The sequence below is a fragment of the Lysinibacillus sp. NPDC093216 genome (genome assembly GCF_050280325.1).
Taxonomy (GTDB): domain Bacteria; phylum Bacillota; class Bacilli; order Bacillales_A; family Planococcaceae; genus Lysinibacillus.
In genome coordinates, this window is record NZ_JBNNVB010000002.1 from 357,796 (window position 1) to 378,680 (window position 20,885).

Here is a 20,885-nt window from a genome sequence, read left to right on the forward strand (position 1 = left end):
CACTCTATGAAAAAAGTGGGGCTTTCTATTTAAGATTTTACATTTTTAAAGACATTGACAACAAAGAACAGCACTGAAATTGCTACTGCGATACCGCCACCAGATACAAAGAGTTCAAATAACCAGCGCGGTACATCTATATAAACCATCATCATACCGACTAAGAGGAACGGCAATCCAATATTGTAAAACCAAAATTGTGCTTTGGCTAATCCTGTCTCGGCGGCATCTTTATATACGGAATAAATTAAACCGATTAAACCAGTTGTTAGCCAACCTACTACACCAATATGTGCATGTGTCGCCTTCCATTCGAGTTGAATTGTATAATGCATAAACAGTCCAAAGGCCAAAACAATCACTAAATATAAAACTGAAATCTTTATCCATTTAGCACCCATTTATAAAACAACTCCTTTCCCGAAATGATTTAGCTAGCTATTACAGTTTATTCTTGTCGAATAAAAAAGATGACACATTATTCTTTGTAAAATAAAAAAGTGTTTTATTGTAAAATGCTAATTTTTTCCGTAGAATAAAAGCGTGAAAAGTAGAAATTTGCCAATTGGAGGGTCTATGAAAAAGAAAATTAATTTTTTAATAATGATTTTAATGGTCTGTTACTCGACCATCATCTTTCCTGAGAAGGCAGGTGCTAGTGAGCAAATGATGACAACAAAAGTGAATAGCATTATTGCGAAGAATTGGAAGAACAACGAGTACAGCATTACCGTACGAGATATAGAAACAGGGAAAGTGCTCTACAATAATAATGGAGACAAAATGATACGTCCTGCTTCTACGCATAAGCTTTTAGTTAGTGCCGCTGCATTGGATTTATTAGGACCTGATTATCGCTTTGCTACGAAGACATATGTCGATGGATCAATTGAAGATGGTGTACTAAACGGTAATATTTATTTACAGGGCGGGGGAGATCCAACGCTTTTACCTAGTCATTTAGAGTCATTCGCCAATGGCCTGAAAAAAATGGGTATCTCTAAAATTACGGGTTCTTTAATCGGGGATGATACTTGGTTTGATGAAGATCGCTTACCGAAGGGTATTGTACCTCAAGAAGAGGATCAACCTTATGCTTCACGTATTTCAGCGTTAACGATTTCGCCAAATGATCAATATGATATTGCAAATGTGCAAGTGAAAGTGACAGGCTCAAAGGTTGGCACTACGGCTAATGTTCAGCTTGTTCCGTTTGCAAGTACTATCCCGGTTGTTAACAAAACAAAAATTGTTAAAAAGGGCGAGAAAAGTACTGTAAAAATTACAAGAGAATATGGTACAGATCGAATCATTGTAACGGGTAACTTACCAGCAGGTTCACAGAAAAGTACATATGTAACTGTCTTTAATCCAACCTTATATACACTCGATGTATTTCGGGAAAAATTAGTAGCAAAAGGTATCCAAACAATGCCTCTTGAAACAGGGAAGGTACCTGAAAATGCACAGCGAGTAGGTATTTCGTATTCAAAGCCATTAACTGATATTAACTTTAAATATTTAAAGTTAAGCATTAATGGCATGGGTGATATGTTGACAAAACAACTTGGACGAGAGCGACTCGGGGAAGGAAGCTGGTCGGCTGGCATCCAAGCAATTCGTACATATGGTAGTGATAATGGGCTTACTATGGATCAGTGGTATTTTGAAGACGGTTCAGGTTTAAGTCATCAAAATCGAGTTAATAGTATGCAAGAAAGTCTATTATTATATAAAGTTCGAAGTAAATCCTGGTATAACTCATATTTAGATGCATTACCGCATGCAGGAAGAAAGGGTAGCCTTGTTGGTGCGACTTTAGAAAATCGTATGAAGGGCTATAGTGTATCTGCTAAAACAGGCTATATTTCTGGAACATATTCTTTAAGTGGTTATGTAAAAGGAAAAAGTGGCAAGTGGTATATCTTTAGTATTTTGACACAGGCCAATAAAACTTCAGCTATCCCAACTATTGATGAAATTGTTAAACAGATTGCAAATGAAATGTAAGCTTAATTACTTGTATTAGCATGTGCAAAGACGATAAAGGTAAAAATCTCGGTAGTTCGCTTTTGTGATGATGAAAAAGCTATTCTACAAAACAATAAGCTATTTTTAAGAGGCTGGGACAAATGTGTTTCAGCCAACAAAAATACCGAACTATCCAATGAAACTCTCATGAAGTGTTTCGGAATAGTTCGGTTTTTCTATTTATCGTGTTTTGTTAATTTAGAGATTATTCGGCTTTATGAAGGAACCATTTAGTTATGTCCCAGCCCCTTTTACGATACAGGTTAGTTCAATATTTATGATTTGCATTGTTCTAGAAAAAGATTAATCATATAGATCAGACCTCACTCTATTTTGTTATAATTAACAAAAAAGGGGATATTATATGAAATTAACCGTTTTAGTAGATAATAACACTTTCATTGATCGCTATTTTTTAGGGGAACCTGGGCTTTCTTTTTTTATTGAAGAGGATGATAAACGTATCCTTTTTGATACTGGATATTCTGATGTCTTTATAAAGAATGCAGATAAAATGAGAATTGATTTAAGAAATCTCGATTATGTTGTTTTGTCGCATGGACATGTGGATCATACATGGGGACTGACGCATTTAATTAGACTACATATGGAAGCAAAAAATGAAGAAATACGCCACAATACGCCTAAGATTATTGGGCATCCATTGGTTTTTAACACTAAATTATTTGATCCTGTAGGAGAGATAGGGAGTATCTTATCTCATGAAAAGTTAAGTAGACACTTTCCAGTCCGACTAACTAAAGAACCATTATGGCTAACAGATCGACTAGTATTTCTAGGGGAAATTAAAAGAGTATTTGATTTTGAAGGAAAAGATTCTATAGGGCAAGTTGTGACAGATCAAGGGAGTGTTAACGACTTCGTTTTGGATGACACAGCAATCGTTTATAAATCTTCGGAAGGGTTAGTTATTATCGTTGGATGTGCACATTCTGGGATATGTAACATTATAGAATATGCCAAAGAGGTATGTCAGGAAGAGAGAGTATTTGATATTATTGGAGGATTTCACCTATTAAATCCGACGAAAGAGCAGTTAGATAATACAGTTCATTATATAAAAAATCTTAAACCTGCTAAGCTTCATGCTTGCCATTGTACAGATTTACACTCTAAAATAGCTCTTTCGACAGTTGCTAATTTAGGAGAAGTTGGAGTAGGATTACAACTTTCATATCTATAGTTTTAACTTAGTTAGCTAATAAAAGCATGAGTTAAGATACAGCTACTTAAGTCAAATTTACTTATTAAAAGAGGGCTATTCTCGACTTTTCGACAATCCACACAATACTCCATCACACACAATCTAAGAGCTTGTGCGCAAAAACACACAAGCTCTTTTGTTATGCTTCACCTACATTTATCCTTCTTTATCGTAAGTGTTCCTTGTAAGATTGATCTTTGGCATATAAGTACCTCCACCTGCTACCATTTTCTTTGTTTCAACATCATAAATTGCATATCTACCTCTAAATTCTTTGTCTGTGTCTTTAAAGGAATAAAAGAAATAAACTTGCCGATCAGGGCTAACAGTCTGCTGGTAGTTAATATCTATATCAGGGTAGGGCCGAAGAATATTTCCATCAAAAGTTATATAATTTAATCCTTCTATCTCATTAAACAATAACTTTTTTCTAATATTTACAGATGCATCAGGCATTTCTTTAAAAAGAGCAGTATCCAAATCTCTTTGCTGTTGCTGTTGCTTGGGCTTCTGCTTAAATCTTTGATAAAACTCCTGATGTACAGGATACTTTAGATCTCTTAATGCCTGGTAAAATTCATCTACAGTTTCATCAAAAACTTTTTCCTTATTTGCAGGATGTAAATATTCAATTTTATCTGAAGATGTAGTTTGTGAATAAACAGGATTTCCTAATAACATGGAAAGACTGAACGAAAATATAAACGTATACAAACTAATTAAGAATAGATTTTTCATTTAGGGTACGTTACTCCTTTTTAGAAGTAACGTACCCTAAATCTTCTTTAACTATCCTGCGCCGTTAGTAAAAAAGCGTTTCAATTTATTATAGAAACGCCTGTTAATTTAACAATACATTATTCATTTGGATTAAATTCAATTGATTTTGCTTGATACATTTTATCCTTAAACATATACGTAATTTGAATACCCCCTATACTCCCTCCAGCTGGGGAAATTTGACCTCCAATTTTCGCAATAAGTTGATTGTCATTTATTTCAAAATTGATAAGATTGCCAAAGTATATATCAGGAAATAAATGTTCAGGTTCAATTTTTAAAGGTTTAACATTAATTGTGAATTTTTTCTCTCCGATACTAATAATGGCTTTGTTAGGTGATAACTCAGTCTTTACGTTTTTTAACACTATAGCAATCGGGTTATCAACAAGCACTTCAACTGGTACTTCAACAAGCTCGTTTTTTATTCTTTGATTCTGGATATGGAAAACGTGAACTTCTCGTTCTAATATTCCAGTACCAGTACCCTTGGTCAAAATTATGATTAACTCATTTTTTCCATCTTTATTGATATCCTCATAGATAATTTGAGGTGACCAAGTAGGACTTGTTGTATTTATCCAATAAGGTCTTGTAAGGACACCACCTTTAAAAATAATTTTAAAATCTGTATATGCTTCATTCATCTTTTTAGCACAGAGGGTAATATCTGCTTTATCAGATTTTGTAATTTCCTCATATTCATTTATCATCGCTTTAGTTTTTGATAAAACGGCAAAAAGAGAAGTGGCAATAATTAATATAAGAACTTTCTTCATTAGGAAAACACCTCATATTAGTGTTCTCTATAACTGACTGTTCATTCCACGAAACAGAAAAAGGCTCTACCCCTTATTGAAGTAAAGCCCTCGTTGGTTGAATAAAAAATTTTAAATCTTTAGCTTTAAACCTTCGTGCGTTGCTTTAAAACCTAACCGTTCATAAAACCTTAACGCATCTGGTCTTTTTTTATCAGTTGTCAGTTGTACCAAATGACAACCACGTTCTTCTGCACGTTGAATTGCCCATTTTATTAGTTCAGTACCTACACCCATTCCTCTTACAGAAGCAGCTGTTCTCACTCCTTCAATAGTAGCTCTCCATCCACCTTGATGTGTTATATAAGGAGTAAAAGTAATTTGTTGTACCCCAATCACTTCATTGCCGTCACAAGCCACTACTAACTCATTATTGGGGTCAGATGTTATAGCCTCAAATGCTTTTATGTAACTATTAGGAAGTGGATGCTCATAACGCTCACGTTTACTTCCCAAAACATCATCTGCAAGCATTGCAATAATGCAATCTAAATCTTTTTCAGTAGCCATTCTGAACCTTATTTCTGTATTCATTCAAATCCTCCTCTTATTAGTAAACCTTTTATTAATTTCAATGCTAACTGAATCCGCAACATAAGAAAAGCCGAACTAATCAAAATTAGTTCAGCTTAAAAATAGCATATTATAATTTTGCACATTGTATACAGGATCATGAAATATTAATTGCATCACTTTAACTCTTGACTTTTAATACAATGTAAAGCTGTCTTGAGCCTTTAATATTGTTATTTTATTTCTTTAGCAAATGTTTTGTAACGAAAGTGAAATGTCAGCTACAAAAGTTTCCATCTTGTATAAAAGAATCAAATAAGGTTTATTGTCATATGCTGACACTAAATAAATGAGGGGGTATGTACAATTAAAGGAATAGAATGTCGTGCATTTAGTAAATACTAGTGTACGTCTTTTTTTCGTCCAATATGCATATAATTAGACTATATTAACTTTTTTCCAACTTCAAACGTCAAATGTAGGGGTAAATTTTTTGGCAAGAGAGGACATAATGTATGGAAAAAAATATGAAACGCTCTAAGGAAAAAAAGAGCAAGAAGAAAATTTGGCTATGGATAGTAGGTAGTTTATTAACAATTTTTTTAATTTTTATAGGTACTGCTTATTATACAATCCAAAAAACGATGAATAAAATAAATACACCCTTAATTGAAACGACAGGTGATGAAAATAAAGAACAAAAAATAGTTACGAAAAAAGATCCGTTTTCTGTGTTAATGCTTGGGGTGGATGAACGTAAAAATGATAGTGGCCGTTCAGACACGATGATAGTCATTACCGTGAATCCTGAAGAACACACGATGAAGATGCTCAGCATACCTCGAGATACTCGTACAGAAATTATTGGACATAATTCCGTCGATAAAATCAACCATGCCTATGCATTTGGAGGCGTTCCAATGGCGGTGAATACGGTGGAGCATTTTTTAGATATACCAATCGATTATTATGTGTTTGTTAATATGGAAGGCTTCCTGCAAATTATAGACACGATTGGTGGGGTTACAATTGATAACGACATGGATTTAACTTATAACGCCTACCATTATCCGAAGGGTGAGATCACTTTAGACGGTGATAAGGCACTGATTTTTTCACGTATTCGTTATGAAGATCCCCGTGGGGATTTTGGTCGTCAAATTCGACAACGTCAAATTATTGAAGCGGTTCTGAAAAAAGCCTCTTCGACACCTTCTATATTATTAAAGGCTACAGATATGCTTGATGTAGTAGGAGATAATGTTCGTATGAATTTTACGATGAAGGACTTAATCCAATTACAAAGTATTTATAAAAAAATGGATGGTAATATTGATCAGTTATCATTTAAAGAGGGAAATGGCAAAAAGATTGACCATATATGGTATTTCATCCCTGAAGAGACAGAGCTAGAAAAAATAAAATCGGAATTAAAAGCCAGTTTGCAATAAATACTTTGGAGTGACCAGTTGAGTAAGATAGCTGTGAATTTATTGACAATGAAGGGAGGGAGATCAATGAATGGGAGGACCCAGGTGCTTAGGTATACAGCTCTAAACGATTGCATGCAAAGCTATGTGCCTAAGCGTAAGGTTCAAAAAAGTCGAGTCAGTTCAGCTATGCGACATTTACAACTATTGTGTTTAAAAATTTTTATGTAAAAAATAAAAAAATCATTCAGGTAGGGTGCATGCCTAGTTGAATGGTTTTTTTAATTTTTTCAGTAGGTGTCCAAACACGCTGAAATAGAGGAACTCAGTTTAAGAACGACATCGTGTATGCCCTCATGTAGCCTGAACACAAAGCCGATTCCGGACGTGTATGCCGCGGCATAATTGATTTCGGACCACATGTTTGAAAAGTCAGAAAATTGATGTATAATTTTATTAGAAATGGTTGAGGGAGTGATTGTGTTGATTATAGGCACACTTTTATTAGTAGTTACCTTACGTGCAGGTATTGGTTTAGCGGTCGACTTAATTAATAGCAGCATCACTCTACTACGCAAAGTAACCATTCATACTCGAAAAACAAAAGAATAGGATGCATCTAGGCAAAGTTATAAAGTAACTTTGTCTATTTTTGTGGCACATAATCAAATTTAGGGATGGCATTTGTTAAAACGTAGGAGCTTATTTAGGACCGACCGGATTTGTTTCTTTTGGACCTATGCAGATCTTGTGTTGACCTGATCAGTTTTCTATTTAACCTAAGCGTTTCCTTTTTACATGGACTACAGCGTCATAGATGAGGAGCTCAAGAGAAGTAGATCTTCCGATGCCCCTGGGAAAGCCTCCAGTTCGAACAGAAATCAACCTCACGTTATGCCGATGAGTCATTTTGGTGAACTTGGAACAATTTATGTGATTAATTCGTCATTATACTGTAGAAAATGTTATACTATAAAAAAACAGTATCGGGGAATGAGCATGCAAGAAGAGAAATCAAGTTTCAAAAAAGAATTAATATCTTATCTTAAAATTATTGTGATTACAGCTATAGTTGTTTTGGGCTGTAAGCAATTCTTATTTGCACCGATTAAAGTGCAAGGTGCTTCTATGTACCCAACTTATCATGATAAAGATATTATTATTGTAAGTAAAATGAGCAAAATTGAACGCTTTGATCAAATTGTTTTTCAATCACCAACAGAAGATGAACTTTATATTAAACGAGTGATTGGCCTGCCAGGTGATACAGTTGAAATGAAAGACGATATTTTGTATGTAAATGGCAAAGCTTATAAAGAAGATTATGTGAATCGTCAAACAGATGATCCTAATCAATTACGTATTACAGAGAATTTCACGTTAGAGCAATTATTAAATGAAAAAAAGGTTCCTGAGGGTATGTATTTTGTACTGGGGGACAACCGTTTGAAAAGTTCTGATAGCCGCCATTATGGCTTAATTTCTAAAGATGCCATCTATGGTGAAGCTAAATTAACAATATATCCGTTTAGTCGTTTCCATATCGGTCCAAAATAAAATAAATTGGAATTTCAGTGAAAAAAGAGGCAGCCTTGAGTTGCATCTTTTTTCACTTTTTTAGTTGGCTGATAATTCTTTACAAACTTTATAAGCGGGGTAATAGACACAAACTGTTGAATTTTCAACTGTTTCTCTTATGGGGATTTGCTGTTTGCTGAGACTAGGAGAAATGATTGCTTGTTTATCGAGTGAGAGCTCTTCTATTACTGGTTCTACACCATAAAACAACAATAAAAAATAGCATACTAAACCTAATATACGCAAACAATCACCTCGCAATGTTCTGTTATATTAGTATGTATGGTCAAACTTAAAAAAATATAAGTAAAATCTAAAATTTCTCTCTTTTGAAATGATTTTTTATTCGGTAAGCGTTTGCATTTCAATGATTGAAAGGTTATAGTGAACCGATTTTATGAAATAAATGTTGTCATGCAAAATTCAATATGCTACTATAGCTAACGTAAATATTTGATCTGTATAACCTCAATGATATGGATTGAGGGTCTCTACCAGGAACCATAAAATCCTGACTACAAAAATTTTGCTTTATTTTTGTAGTCAGGATTTTTTTTATTCTCCCTACAAAAATGAAAGTGTAACAGAAGGGTGATTACTATGAATTGGAGAGTATATATTCTTGCCGTTACTACCTTTGCGGTAGGATTGGTGGAATTAATTGTAGGTGGTATATTACCAACAATTGCAGAGGATTTAAATGTGTCCTTAGCAACTGCAGGACAATTAATTACAATTTTTGCTCTTGTCTATGCAATATCTGCGCCTGTCCTTTTATCATTAACCGCAAAAGTGGAAAGGAAGCGCCTTTATCTTATTTCTTTATTTATTTTTACTTTAGGGAATCTGATGACTTATTTTAGTACGACATTCTCGATCGTCATGATTGCTAGAATTTTCACAGCAATGAGTACTGCATTGGTCATCGTTTTATCCTTAACGATTACAACAAAAATTGTTGAACCAAGACATCGTGCAAAAGCTTTAGGGCTTGTGTTCATGGGTGTCAGTTCTGCACTTGTCATCGGTGTGCCAATGGGGATATTTGTGGCAGAAGCATTTGGATGGCGAGCTGTGTTCTTAGGAATAGCGCTTCTTTCAACTGTATCTATGATTCTTATTGCGTTACTACTGGAAAAAATGCCAGTTGTAGAAGTTGTCCCATTAAAGGCTCAAATGAAATCATTAGCCAATTTAAAAATCTTAAGTGCACAATTGATAACACTATTTATGCTGGCTGGTCACTATATGCTTTACGCATATTTAACACCATTTTTAGTAGAAGCATTTGATATGAGTGCCTCTTGGATTAGTATCTGTTATCTAATCTTCGGAATAGCGTCTGTCAGTGGGAATGCTCTAGGTGGTTGGCTAGGTGACAAAATTGGTACTGGTAAAGCCATTCTATTGATTGTATCTACCTTCGCCGTTGTATTATTGAGTATTCCTTACACGATTGTTGCGTTGCCACTCTTTTTAGTCGTAACAATTTTATGGGGTGCACTTAGCTGGGCTCTTACACCTCCATTACAAAATTATTTAATACAAACTGATCCAAAAACATCTGATATTCAACAAAGCTTAAATACGGCTGCATTACAAATCGGTATATCTATAGGTTCAGCTGTTGGTGGAGCTATGTTTACTGTTACAGGATCTGCTATGCATTTATCTAGCTTCGGTGTCATTTTAGTTTTATGTGCGCTAGGCTGTGCTATTTTCTCTCTAAAAAGAGCGCCAGTTTCAAATGAGGCTGAGCTAGAGCTGAAATCGGCTCACAACAACTCATAGTCTAGAGTGGCTCATCGGATGCCCCCAGGAAGCTCTGCTCTGCGCGAAAGCGAAGCGTCAGTGGCAAAGCGCCCAGCCGGAACGGAAATCAGCCACTCCTTATGGTGATGAACTTTTAGAATGGGGTTTTTTGGTTGAATATCCAGGAAATGCTGCTGAAAAAGAAGGACAATTATATAGGGAGATAGAATGTAAGTTTAGAGGAGGTTGGTAAATACATGCAGATAGATTTAACAGAATTCAAAGGATCAAATGTGAAAGTTGTCGCAACGATTGACCAGACGCTTTACCGAAATGTGGGTGCTATTATTTTATATGAAGAGGATTCACACACTTTATCTGTACGAAAACTAAAACGAAAAATCGCTGATCAATATATACCAACAGATGAACTCGAAAACTTTATGTTTGATTCTCAAGCGGATGCTATAAAATTTACTCATAAGCTTACTAGAATGAGTGCACTCGATTATTTGTTAGTCGCAAATAAAACAATAAAATAATGGCAAGACTGGTCTATTGGAGTCTATGCATATGACGAAGGGCATTTGGAGTAGCCATACTCCAAATGTCTTTTTTTGTGCTCACATTGGCCTTAATGGTCATCACGAATTCCTACAGTGCAGATGAAGAAGCCCCACTGATTCAAGCTTAACTTTATATTATATTTTCACCTATAAACAAATATTTAATTTCTATATCGATTATTATCATACTGGAATAGGGCAAGGAATAGATTGTTGTAGTTAAAGTATTTTAGGGGCTCGAGTAGATAGAGAGTCTGATGATTCAATACTATTTTTAGGATATATAAGTTTCTCTCTGCCTAAGATAGATAATTCAAAGGGGTCTACTGTTGGGAATCTAACTTATTAACTAATAACAGTATTTTCTCCTGAATTCAGTCAGTGAGAAGGAATTCGGGACAGGGTGGCTGCTGTGAGTTACTTAATAATTTCAAATGGAGGGGGAATCGAATGTCAGACTATCATCAACAATCATCAGCTGAAGTTATGAAAAATTTGAACGTGACAGATCAAGGATTGAGTGATTATGACGTTCAAAAGAGGCAAGAAGTATACGGCTATAATGTATTAAAGGAAGGAAAAAAAACAAGTGCATTCGCCGTTTTCTTTGGTCAGTTTAAAGATTTATTGGTCATTATTTTAATCATCGCTGCTTTCGTTTCATTTCTATTAGGGGAAGTAGGAAGCACGATTGTGATTATGGTTGTCGTTATATTGAACGCTATCCTAGGTACTGTACAGCATATCAAGGCAGAACAGTCTTTGGATAATTTAAAAGCCTTAACCTCTCCGATTGCCAAAGTAATGCGAAATAATCAGCTCATAGAGATTTCTTCAGAAGATATAGTCGTTGGAGATCTTCTGTATTTGGAGTCTGGCGATTATATAAATGCAGATGGTAGATTATTAGAAAGCCATAATTTGCATATCAATGAAAGCTCGCTGACAGGTGAATCAATCGCTGTAGCGAAAAGTATCGATCCTATTAAGGAAGGCAATGTAACGGTTGCTGATAAAAGGAATATGGTGTACTCTGGAAGCTTTGTGACAACAGGTCGTGGTATTGTCATGGTTACAGCTATCGGGATGCAAACGGAAATCGGCAAAATTGCAAATTTACTCGATACTGCGAAAGAGAAGAAAACACCTTTACAAGTAAGTTTGGATCAGTTCGGAGAAAAATTAGCTTTAGGGATTACGTTAGTCTGTTTAGCCATTTTCGTGATTGACCTTGTTAGAGGGCGTGCGCTAGTAGAATCGTTTATGTTTGCTGTTTCACTTGCCGTCGCAGCAATTCCAGAAGCATTAAGTTCCATTGTTACCATTGTGCTAGCTTTTGGAACACAAAAAATGGCAAAGGAAAATGCCATTATTCGAAAGCTTTATGCTGTTGAAAGTCTTGGCAGTGTATCTGTCATTTGTTCAGATAAAACAGGAACATTAACTGAAAATAAAATGGTTGTACAAGAGTTATATGTGGATGAAAAAGTGATTCCACATGATCGGCTATACACTGGAAATGCAGTTGAGAAAGATCTTATGTTAAAGGCAATATTATGTAATGATGCTGTAGAAAGGGACGATAAGGAAATCGGTGATCCCACTGAGATTGCACTCGTAAAACTAGGGAAGCAATATGGTTTTGACGAATTACAGATAAGAGATCATTATCCAAGAGTGGCCGAAATCCCTTTTGATTCAGATAGAAAGCTCATGAGTACTGTAAATAATATCAATCAGCAATCCATCATGATTACAAAAGGAGCATTAGATGTCCTTCTCCCTAAAATTATAAAAATAAAAACTTCAAAAGGTATAGTTAATATTACAAAACAACAACGCCAAAAAATCGAAGCGGTAAATCGTGATTTTTCTATGAATGGGTTAAGGGTGCTAGTAGTTGCCTACAAAGAGGTAAAGGGAAATCAAGCAATTGATGCAAGAGCTGAAAAAGATTTAATCTTTGTTGGTTTAGTTGCGATGATGGATCCGCCAAGAGAAGAATCTAAAGGTGCGGTTGAAAAATGTATAAAAGCTGGGATCAAACCGGTGATGATTACAGGGGATCATAAAATTACGGCAACGGCTATTGCCAATCAAATCGGGATTTTAAATGATCCTTCTGAAGCGATTGAAGGGCATGAAATAGAAGGCCTAACAGATCAGCAGCTTCAAGAAAAGGTTAATGATTTTTCTGTTTATGCCCGAGTAACACCAGCTCAAAAAATTCGTATCGTTAAAGCGTGGCAGGAAAAAGGACATGTCGTCGCCATGACAGGAGATGGTGTTAATGATGGACCTGCCCTAAAACAGGCCGACATTGGCGTGGCAATGGGCGTTACTGGCACAGAGGTCGCTAAGGATGCCTCCTCTATGATACTAACAGATGATAATTTTTCAACGATTGTTAAGGCTATTGCAAACGGTAGGAGTATCTATACGAATATTAAAAACGCTATTTTGTTCTTATTATCTGGGAATGCAGGTGCCATTTTTGTTGTTTTATATGCAACAATTTTAGGTCTACCAGTTCCTTTTGCGGCTGTGCATCTATTATTTATTAACTTACTAACGGATAGTTTACCGGCGATTGCAATCGGTCTAGAGCCGAATAATAAAAAAACAATGAAGGACAAGCCCCGAAATATTCATACACCATTATTAAATAAAGCATTTACTACTCAAGTAGTACTCGAGGGATTACTAATTGCAATTTCGACAACTATTGCCTTTGAAATCGGATTGTCAACGGGAGATACTTTAACGGCGAGCACTATGGCATTTACAACATTATGCTTGTCACGATTAGTGCATGGCTTCAACTCTAGAGCTAAAGAATCGATCTTCGCCATTGGATTATTTTCGAATAAATATACTTGGCTTGCATTCTTAATCGGTTTTTTAAGTTTACACGCAGTACTGTTTATTCCAATGCTTACAAGTGTGTTTGAGGTTGCCACATTAAGTACCGCACAATTAGGCTTTATTTATAGCTTGTCTGTGCTACCGTTCCTTGTGAATCAGTGGTACAAGCTGTTGTTCGTAAGAAGGCGATAAGAAGGAAAAAACATAGAAGCTCTCGCTTTCAAACGAGAGCTTTTTAACATTACAGATTTCGCCTTTGGTAGCAAGAATCCCACTGACGTTAGTCAGCTTGCCCCTTTAGAGGGGAGTGTCAAAGTGTAGTAGGAGCTAGTAGCCAGCCTTTGTCGTTACTGAGTCGCACTAGCTTTGCGCCAAGTGTGGCATACCTCATATGAAGTTCTCCATATTTTGCAGTATGCTTCTTCTTAACAGATATTTCTAAAGCTTGACTAACTGAAATAAGTGAAGAAGCTATATTCATCGATAAAATGGTGCTAATTTCCGTATCATTAATAGCTTTTTTTCCTCGGATATTACCCATTTTCAACTGTCTGTAGTCGATTGATGTAGTAGGGGCAAGCACCCCATTTTCCTTTAATAACACCGTTAGATGTTTATTTTCCTCTTTTAAACATTGCACAAAATCCACGATAATAGCTTTCAATTTTTTATCAATGGCGTGCTTAAAAAATGCATGATTTGAAGCTATATAGCCATGATTAACGCCGATCTGTGTCCATATCTTAAAAATTTCCTTATAGCGTAATGATGTTAGATTTCCATTCACCAATTCCATTGTTACACATCCTAACTCTCGTTCATTAATTATGAGATTAGGATGTGCTAATAAATGAAATTCTAATCATTTTTTACAATAAAAGGGTTGATGACGGTGAGTCGCTTCGTTTGCGCTCCAGGGTCTCATCTGTGACGCTGTAGTCCATGTGAAAACGATTAGCCAAGGACACGCTTAGGCCCAAGAGAAAACTGCTCGGGTCGATTCAAGATCTGCTTAGGTCTAAGAGAAAACTGATCAGGTGTGGCCACCAATATCCGCTTTTTAACAAACATCATCCCAAACTTTGGGTGGTGAACTAGTGAAAGGTTTATTCCTTTAATTTCTTGCTTTTAAAGCTATTAATAGTTGTTTTTAATGCAGCAAAATTCCCAATAGCTGCATAACCATAAAAAAAGCCCATAAATATTCCTGCAATAAGATTATGTCTATGGCTAATAAAAATAGAAATAACCAAGCCAATAACAAGGGCGATCGCGGGAACATATTTAGGCTTAACATGCATAAACACCTTAATTAGCTGTGTAATAAGTAACACAGCTGGAACGGCTATTACAGCATCCCAAAAATTTGTATGGATCACTGGAAATAATTCCATTTTCTACACCTCTTTTAGTAATAACGAAGCTATGACTTAAAATATAGATTTTCCTTTTTATTTATTTTTATGCGATGAAAGGTGTAGAGCTTATGATGTCGAGTCATACACTCGTATGAACGATTACGATTTCCGTTTTTTTACTATTGCTTAATAATATGTGCCATAAGGATTTGGGCCATAAGGATTCATATATGGATTCATATTTGGATATTGATATGGCGGATATGGGTTCATAAATCGTGAAGGTCTATACTTATTTTTATGTTTATGATGAGGATCGTTTTGCTCCGTTTGATCTTTTTGCTTTTCAGAAGTTGATTTTACACGGTTGCAGTCTTTAGGTGGACCAATATATGTTGACGGTACAATAGGCGCGGTTGTTTTCTTCCACTGATTTTCATCTAAACAATACGTGTGAGCCATAACATTGGAAGGTGTAAATTTCAATATATCTGAACCTAAAATAACTTCAGGTATTGGAGCATTAAAAATAGCTAGTAAATGCGTGTCATTCTCAGTAGCTATTTCATAATGCCACCATCCTTGCGGTACATTGGCGACTTGGCCAGGCTCGATAGGATAGTTTTTAAGCTCTTTTGTAAAGGGATTAAATATAGAAACAATTGCAGCACCAGAAATACAATAAACAAGTTCTGCTGCATTTTGATGATAGTGAGGCTCTATCACCTTATTCTTACTTAGAAAAATATCAAGCAAAGATATATTTTCTAACGTATTTAATTGTTCTACACCTAGAATATTTATAAAATTCCGATCATCTTTTTTAAAAAGAGTGCTGTCATTTACATCAAAAGTGAACTGGGTTGATGGTGAAGTATAGTCAATATTTGAACTAATAATTACATCCTTTCTAATAAATTTTCAATACATGTCTTAAGCACAGAATATGTACAAAGCTATTGTAGGCTTACACGAACGCCCACTATCCTCATTCAGCAATGTTTTCTGTGCGAAAGCGAAGCGACAACAGCAACAACAACAATTACGCCAAGGCGAAATGGATTTATTTATCCTCTAAATACTCCTTAAGAATTAGCTGAAATTCCCTCTTCTAATTAGGAACGTACGTGCGTATAATAATAACACAAACGTTTGTTCTGTTTTTAAAAACGGCTCTGTCGTGCTCACTGCATATAAACAGGGCTAGTGAAAAGGAGCACCGAGGATGAAAGAACAGTTAATAAAAGCAATGCAGCGTCAACAAGTAGTTAGCATGATCTATGTAGCCAAGTCTGGTGTTATTACGAAAAGGCGTGTGAAAATCATAAAGATTGTTGGTGATTCCTTTACAGCATTTTGCTTTACGAGGCAGGCAAAGCGTACATTTATTATTAACAATGTTCTAGCAATAATGCCTGCTACACACTGGAAGCGTGAGGTAATATGAATTACGACAATCTGCCGAACAAGGACAATTTTTATTGACATGAAATGCTTTTACGCAAGCTGTATGGCAATGCTAGAAGGTTTAGATGTCTTGAAAGATCCCATTGCAGTTATAGGCAACTTTGAGCAACCGGTAGTATCGTACTGGCAGCCTCACCAATGATGAAGGAAAAATTTAAAATCAAAACGGGAAATAGACGTTTATGTTCGTGTTTTAGGAGATATAGTAAACCAAACCTTAAGGACTGACGATTTTGACTAAATCGAGATACAATGTATGAAGAAAATAAACATTGGAAATTGTATGTGGAAGTTAACAAGGCTCTTACAATATCGGCTAAATCATCTTTCAGTAAACCTGGATTAGATAATAATGCATATAGCATTTGTGATTTGTGTATTTGCATTTGTTGCAGACCTTGCTAGACTATTAGTTAATAATGAGAATCATTATTAACTAATAGTCTTCTAGTGGTAATATCTGATTAGAGTACTTCATGGGACAAAACTATTTTTACTATATAGAAAGGGGTGGCAATATTGACTGTGTGGATCCCCAACAAATAACGGTTAGGCTGATATCTCGAGAAATAGATTTGTTGTTTGGCATTAATGAAAGTAACCCAGATGTACAATGTTTGGATAGGGAGCAGGTGCATTATCATGATAGATTTGGATAAATTAGCCGAGATATTTGCTAGAGGTTTCTATGATATAGAAGGTGTTCACCGTTTAGTCATCCAGCCGAAAAGTATACTAAGTGAATTTAGGGCTGTCCGGCATGGATTTCTTTTTGTAATTCGTGGAGAGGCTAGAATGAGTGTGAATGAAACTGTCTATGAATTACATCCAGGCTCAGTAATTCATGTGGCTCCAGGCATGCAACTGGACGCGCAAGTTTTAAGTCAATCAGAGTACGAGTACTATTTACTGTTTTATAGATTTGACAAGTTAGACAAAGTATATAGCGGTCATGAATGCGACTCTCATTTCAAACTGGAAGCGGGAGCAAATCCAAGAGTGCTAGAATTACTTATCATGCTTCATCAGAATGCCAATACACTTAGAGGTATTGGGAAGCTTCGTGTCAAGGAGTTATTTTTAAGTGTCATGCATCAAGTTTTGGTGGGGTGTAAGCATCGAGAGAGTGGTAGTTCTCCAAGTGAAAGGGTGATAGAGGAGGCTATTGCATACATACACCGGCATTATATGAATCCGTTGACACTCGACGAATTGGCGGAGCTGCATGCAATGAGTCCCAAACGCTTCTCCTATTTCTTTCACAAACATACTGGATTTCGTCCAATCGACTATCTTATCAATTATCGTATGGAAAGAGCGAGTGACTTACTTAAAGTAAGCAATTTTCCCATTCACGATATTGCTATTAGTGTTGGTTATACCAATCCGCTATATTTCAGTAGAGTGTTTAAAAAGAAATTTGGTGTGTCTCCCTCTGTATACATACATAATTTAGATAATCATATAAATTGAGTTACTGATTTATATATTACGCCTGCAACTGGTGATGAACCGGGAGTGCAGGCTTTTTCCCTTTTGTCTCATTCTTTCCTTCCAGCTCTATCTTGCATGTCGGCTAAATCATCATTCAGTAAACCTAGATTAGATAATAATGCATATAGTATTTGTGATTTGTGTATTTGCATTTGTTGAAGACCTTGCTACACTGTATTTGATAATGAGAATCATTATTAATTATAGCCTTTTAGAGGTAACATCTGATCAGAGTATTTCGTGGGCGCAAAACTATTTTTAATAGGAAGGATTGATAATATTGACTGTAAATGGACAATTATGTATTGGGTTAGTCTTATCTGCTTGGTTGAAAGGAGGCGACTGGCGGCGCCCAGACAGCGGTGTGGAAAAAATGGGTTCAATTGACCCTTACATTGATTTGGCAAAGATGGCGGAGAGGTCAAAGCTCGATTTTCTTTTCAGGGCGGATTATCTTTTTGTTAGTCCACAGATGCTTGGCGATTCCGCTAATTTCGGTAGTCCTGACCCTACTATGATATTTGCAGCGATTGCTCGTGAAACAGAGCGGATCGGGTTAGTTACGACTATTTCTACGACTTTTAATCCACCGTATGTTGTTGCTAGACAGCTTCAGTCTTTGCATTGGCTAAGCAATGGACGTGCTGGCTGGAATATTGTCACTTCTATTGAAGGTGCCGAAAATTTCGGTGAGTCACCTATGCCTTCATCACAAGAAAGATATGCGAAAGCAATTGAATTTACTGAGGTCGTACGCAAACTCTGGGGAAGTTTTCCGAATGAAGCCATCGTTATTGACCGTGAGTCAGGTATGTTTTCTGATATGGATAAGATTTCTCCAATTAATCATTCAGGTGAGTTTTTTAGTGTTAAGGGACCACTTACTTTGCCTGCCCATAAATCAGGACCGATTCCTTTATTTCAAGCAGGTGCGTCGGATACAGGACGAAATTTTGCCTCTTCAATAGCAGATGCTATTTTTGCAGCGATGCCAGACCTTGAATCGGGAGTGGAATTGCGAAATGATCTGAGAAGAAGAGCTATCGAGTATGGGCGCGATCCGGACGCCATAAAAGTTTTGCCAGGTTTATATTTTTTCTTGGCCGAAACTCGCGAGGAAGCCCATGAATTACATAAGGCCGCACACGCACATTTGACTATTGAGCGCAGACATGCATCGCTTAAATCAGTACTGGGTCTTGATTTGAGTAGCTTTGCTTTGGATCGTCAAGTAACTTCGGATATGCTACCTGATCCGAATCAGCCAGTTCGCAGCCGAACACATGCTGAGCTGTTGCGCCGGTATATTACAAACCATCAGCCTACAGTGGAAGAGGTATTAACAAGGTCAGAGGTTGTCGGGTCTGCTCACTGGGTTTCAGTTGGAACGGTTGAAGACGTATTGAACGATATAATTGAGCGATTTGAGGCTGGAGCTATTGACGGATTTATAGCTATTCCGGGTGGTTCAGAAAAATCTTTGAAACTATTTTTTGAAAAGCTGATGCCGCAATTGGTTGAAAGAGGTTTGTTCAGAAGTGAATATACGGGTGTCACCTTGCGTGAGCATTTAGGGATTAATATTACTGATCATTATAGGGATACTGTTTGAAAGGGGTTCAGGTGAAGAATGAATAAAAAGTTTATACTAGTTGGTTTGATAGCATCATTCATGATTGTTTTGGCTGCATGTGGAGGAGGAGACAAACAGAGCAAATCAAACTCAACCTCCGGCAGCATCGGAGATTCAGCGCAATCTCAAGTGGACAATACAGGAACAAGCGAAACAAGAACGATTGAGTATCTCGGTGAAAAGTATACCGTTCCACAAAAAGCAGAAAAAATTGTGATTACTGGGGCTATGGAAGCGATGGAAGATGCAGTAATGCTTGACGTTCATCCAGTAGGGGCAATATCGGTGGGCGGAAAGTTTCCAGAAATGTTTGCTTCGGTAACGGGCAAGGCGGAATCAATTGGTGAAAAAAGACAACCTAACTTTGAGAAGATATTGCAATTAGAGCCAGACGTTATTTTAGGTTCAACCAAGTTCCCAAAAGGGGCAGTGGAGAAATTGCAAAAAATTGCTCCCACTATTTTGGTGTCGCACGTTTCTACAAACTGGGAAGACAATTTGAAATTAATGGCTGAATTAACTGGGAAGCAAGGTGAGGCAGAAAAAATTCTATCCCAATATAAAACAGATACACAAGCAGTAAAAGCATCATTAAAAGAAAAGCTTCAAGGTAAAAAAGTGGCCGCTGTTCGTATACGCGGAGGGCAAACTTACATTTTTGCGAAAAATGTAGACTTTAACCCCTTTTTATACAATGACATTGGTTTAGAAATGCCAGATCAGATAGGCATGGCTAAATTGCAAGATGCAATCTCTGCCGAGCAATTGGCAGAAATGAACCCAGACTATTTGTTTGTGCAATTCTCTACGAATGATAACAAAGATGCGGAAAATGCATTCGAAGACTTGAAGAAGAATCCAATTATCCGAAATATTAATGCCTTTAAACACGATCACGTTTATGTCAATGTGGTTGATCCGCTCATGGAAGGAGGTCCTGTTTATAGTCGAATCAAGTTTTTAGAAAGTGTGCAAAAGCATCTGAACAAGTAATGGAATGGATCAAGAAGGAATGAAATCGTTATTAAGCCATAAGTTTGTTTTAATTGTCATATTATGCATTCTGTTCAGTGTGACAATAATCGTATCTCTTTTCTATGGTTCGAAATCAATGAGTTATGAAATGATGTGACAGGAGCTTTTTCATTTTGATTCAGAGAATATGGATCATTTAATCATTCAAACATCGCGCCTTCCGCGTGTGATAGGGGCGCTATTGGTTGGTGCCTTCATGGCGGTTTCAGGAGTTTTAATGAAGGGGATGACAAGAAATTATCTTGCATCCCCTTCGACTATGGGCGTGGCCGATGTTTAGTAGGGAGCGCCTTTAGTTCAGGTTTTAGGGCCATTACTCTTTATATTTCATTAAAGATGG

Annotated in this window: 19 protein-coding genes, 2 pseudogenes and 1 riboswitch; of the genes and pseudogenes, 14 read left to right on the top strand and 7 right to left on the bottom strand. The window is 36.4% G+C overall.

Annotated features, from left to right (window positions below):
* Positions 1-29: 29 nt before the first annotated feature.
* The gene (locus ACQKOG_RS04200) at positions 30-401 is read right to left on the bottom strand and encodes a hypothetical protein (protein ID WP_370083413.1); all 372 of its coding nucleotides are present in this window, start codon (positions 399-401) and stop codon (positions 30-32) included.
* Positions 402-576: 175 nt separating this feature from the next.
* Here ACQKOG_RS04200 and dacB point away from each other — a divergent pair, with 175 nt between their 5' ends.
* Entirely contained in the window at positions 577-2,010 is a 1,434-nt protein-coding gene (gene dacB / locus ACQKOG_RS04205) for a D-alanyl-D-alanine carboxypeptidase/D-alanyl-D-alanine endopeptidase (protein WP_370083414.1), read from the top strand.
* Positions 2,011-2,395: 385 nt separating this feature from the next.
* Positions 2,396-3,235, top strand: a complete 840-nt coding sequence (locus ACQKOG_RS04210; RefSeq protein WP_427445211.1) for an MBL fold metallo-hydrolase — start codon at positions 2,396-2,398, stop codon at positions 3,233-3,235.
* Positions 3,236-3,412: 177 nt separating this feature from the next.
* Here the strand turns inward: ACQKOG_RS04210 and ACQKOG_RS04215 are convergent, their stop codons facing one another.
* The 3 genes from ACQKOG_RS04215 to ACQKOG_RS04225 form a co-directional block, all read right to left on the bottom strand.
* On the bottom strand, positions 3,413-3,994 hold the full coding sequence (locus ACQKOG_RS04215) for a hypothetical protein (protein ID WP_402870479.1): 582 nt from the start codon (positions 3,992-3,994) through the stop codon (positions 3,413-3,415).
* Between the two features lie 119 nt (positions 3,995-4,113).
* Complete coding sequence (locus ACQKOG_RS04220; RefSeq protein WP_427445214.1) at positions 4,114-4,815, bottom strand: hypothetical protein; 702 nt, start codon at positions 4,813-4,815, stop codon at positions 4,114-4,116.
* 111 nt (positions 4,816-4,926) lie between these two features.
* Positions 4,927-5,388, bottom strand: a complete 462-nt coding sequence (locus ACQKOG_RS04225) for a GNAT family N-acetyltransferase (RefSeq protein ID WP_370081059.1) — start codon at positions 5,386-5,388, stop codon at positions 4,927-4,929.
* A gap of 494 nt (positions 5,389-5,882) precedes the next feature.
* Here ACQKOG_RS04225 and ACQKOG_RS04230 point away from each other — a divergent pair, with 494 nt between their 5' ends.
* The 6 genes from ACQKOG_RS04230 (at position 5,883) to ACQKOG_RS04255 (ending at position 13,750) form a co-directional block, all read left to right on the top strand.
* Positions 5,883-6,818: an LCP family protein gene (locus ACQKOG_RS04230; protein WP_370081061.1), complete on the top strand. Its 936-nt coding sequence runs from the start codon at positions 5,883-5,885 to the stop codon at positions 6,816-6,818.
* A 462-nt stretch (positions 6,819-7,280) separates the two neighbouring features.
* On the top strand, positions 7,281-7,409 hold the full coding sequence (locus ACQKOG_RS04235) for a hypothetical protein (protein ID WP_370081063.1): 129 nt from the start codon (positions 7,281-7,283) through the stop codon (positions 7,407-7,409).
* A 387-nt stretch (positions 7,410-7,796) separates the two neighbouring features.
* The gene (gene lepB, locus ACQKOG_RS04240) at positions 7,797-8,354 is read left to right on the top strand and encodes a signal peptidase I (protein ID WP_370081065.1); all 558 of its coding nucleotides are present in this window, start codon (positions 7,797-7,799) and stop codon (positions 8,352-8,354) included.
* 459 nt (positions 8,355-8,813) lie between these two features.
* A riboswitch (purine riboswitch) is annotated at positions 8,814-8,913 on the top strand.
* Positions 8,914-8,975: 62 nt separating this feature from the next.
* Positions 8,976-10,166 (top strand): MFS transporter, encoded by a 1,191-nt coding sequence (locus tag ACQKOG_RS04245; RefSeq protein ID WP_370081069.1) that lies wholly within the window; start codon positions 8,976-8,978, stop codon positions 10,164-10,166.
* Between the two features lie 218 nt (positions 10,167-10,384).
* Positions 10,385-10,669, top strand: coding sequence for a hypothetical protein (locus ACQKOG_RS04250; protein WP_370081071.1), 285 nt, complete (start codon positions 10,385-10,387; stop codon positions 10,667-10,669).
* 474 nt (positions 10,670-11,143) lie between these two features.
* Positions 11,144-13,750, top strand: a complete 2,607-nt coding sequence (locus tag ACQKOG_RS04255; protein WP_427445221.1) for a cation-translocating P-type ATPase — start codon at positions 11,144-11,146, stop codon at positions 13,748-13,750.
* 118 nt (positions 13,751-13,868) lie between these two features.
* Here ACQKOG_RS04255 and ACQKOG_RS04260 read toward each other — a convergent pair whose 3' ends face one another.
* The 3 genes from ACQKOG_RS04260 to ACQKOG_RS04270 form a co-directional block, all read right to left on the bottom strand.
* Complete coding sequence (locus ACQKOG_RS04260; protein ID WP_415732465.1) at positions 13,869-14,354, bottom strand: DUF3231 family protein; 486 nt, start codon at positions 14,352-14,354, stop codon at positions 13,869-13,871.
* 310 nt (positions 14,355-14,664) lie between these two features.
* On the bottom strand, positions 14,665-14,952 hold the full coding sequence (locus ACQKOG_RS04265; protein WP_370081077.1) for a hypothetical protein: 288 nt from the start codon (positions 14,950-14,952) through the stop codon (positions 14,665-14,667).
* A gap of 150 nt (positions 14,953-15,102) precedes the next feature.
* Entirely contained in the window at positions 15,103-15,813 is a 711-nt protein-coding gene (locus ACQKOG_RS04270; RefSeq protein WP_370081207.1) for a cupin domain-containing protein, read from the bottom strand.
* Between the two features lie 328 nt (positions 15,814-16,141).
* On the opposite strand from ACQKOG_RS04270, the gene ACQKOG_RS04275 reads away from it, so the two are divergent.
* The 6 genes and pseudogenes from ACQKOG_RS04275 to ACQKOG_RS04300 form a co-directional block, all read left to right on the top strand.
* On the top strand, positions 16,142-16,363 hold the full coding sequence (locus ACQKOG_RS04275) for a transcriptional regulator (RefSeq protein ID WP_402870492.1): 222 nt from the start codon (positions 16,142-16,144) through the stop codon (positions 16,361-16,363).
* A pseudogene (locus tag ACQKOG_RS04280) lies at positions 16,360-16,563 on the top strand (UV damage repair protein UvrX); the annotation flags it as partial. The gene ACQKOG_RS04275 and the pseudogene ACQKOG_RS04280, both read left to right, overlap by 4 nt.
* Before the next feature lie 462 nt (positions 16,564-17,025).
* Positions 17,026-17,856: an AraC family transcriptional regulator gene (locus ACQKOG_RS04285; RefSeq protein WP_402870495.1), complete on the top strand. Its 831-nt coding sequence runs from the start codon at positions 17,026-17,028 to the stop codon at positions 17,854-17,856.
* 301 nt (positions 17,857-18,157) lie between these two features.
* Entirely contained in the window at positions 18,158-19,489 is a 1,332-nt protein-coding gene (locus ACQKOG_RS04290; protein ID WP_402870498.1) for an NtaA/DmoA family FMN-dependent monooxygenase, read from the top strand.
* 18 nt (positions 19,490-19,507) lie between these two features.
* Positions 19,508-20,503, top strand: a complete 996-nt coding sequence (locus tag ACQKOG_RS04295) for an ABC transporter substrate-binding protein (RefSeq protein ID WP_427445227.1) — start codon at positions 19,508-19,510, stop codon at positions 20,501-20,503.
* 118 nt (positions 20,504-20,621) lie between these two features.
* Positions 20,622-20,819 (top strand): annotated as a pseudogene (locus tag ACQKOG_RS04300) (iron chelate uptake ABC transporter family permease subunit); the annotation flags it as partial.
* Positions 20,820-20,885 lie beyond the last annotated feature (66 nt).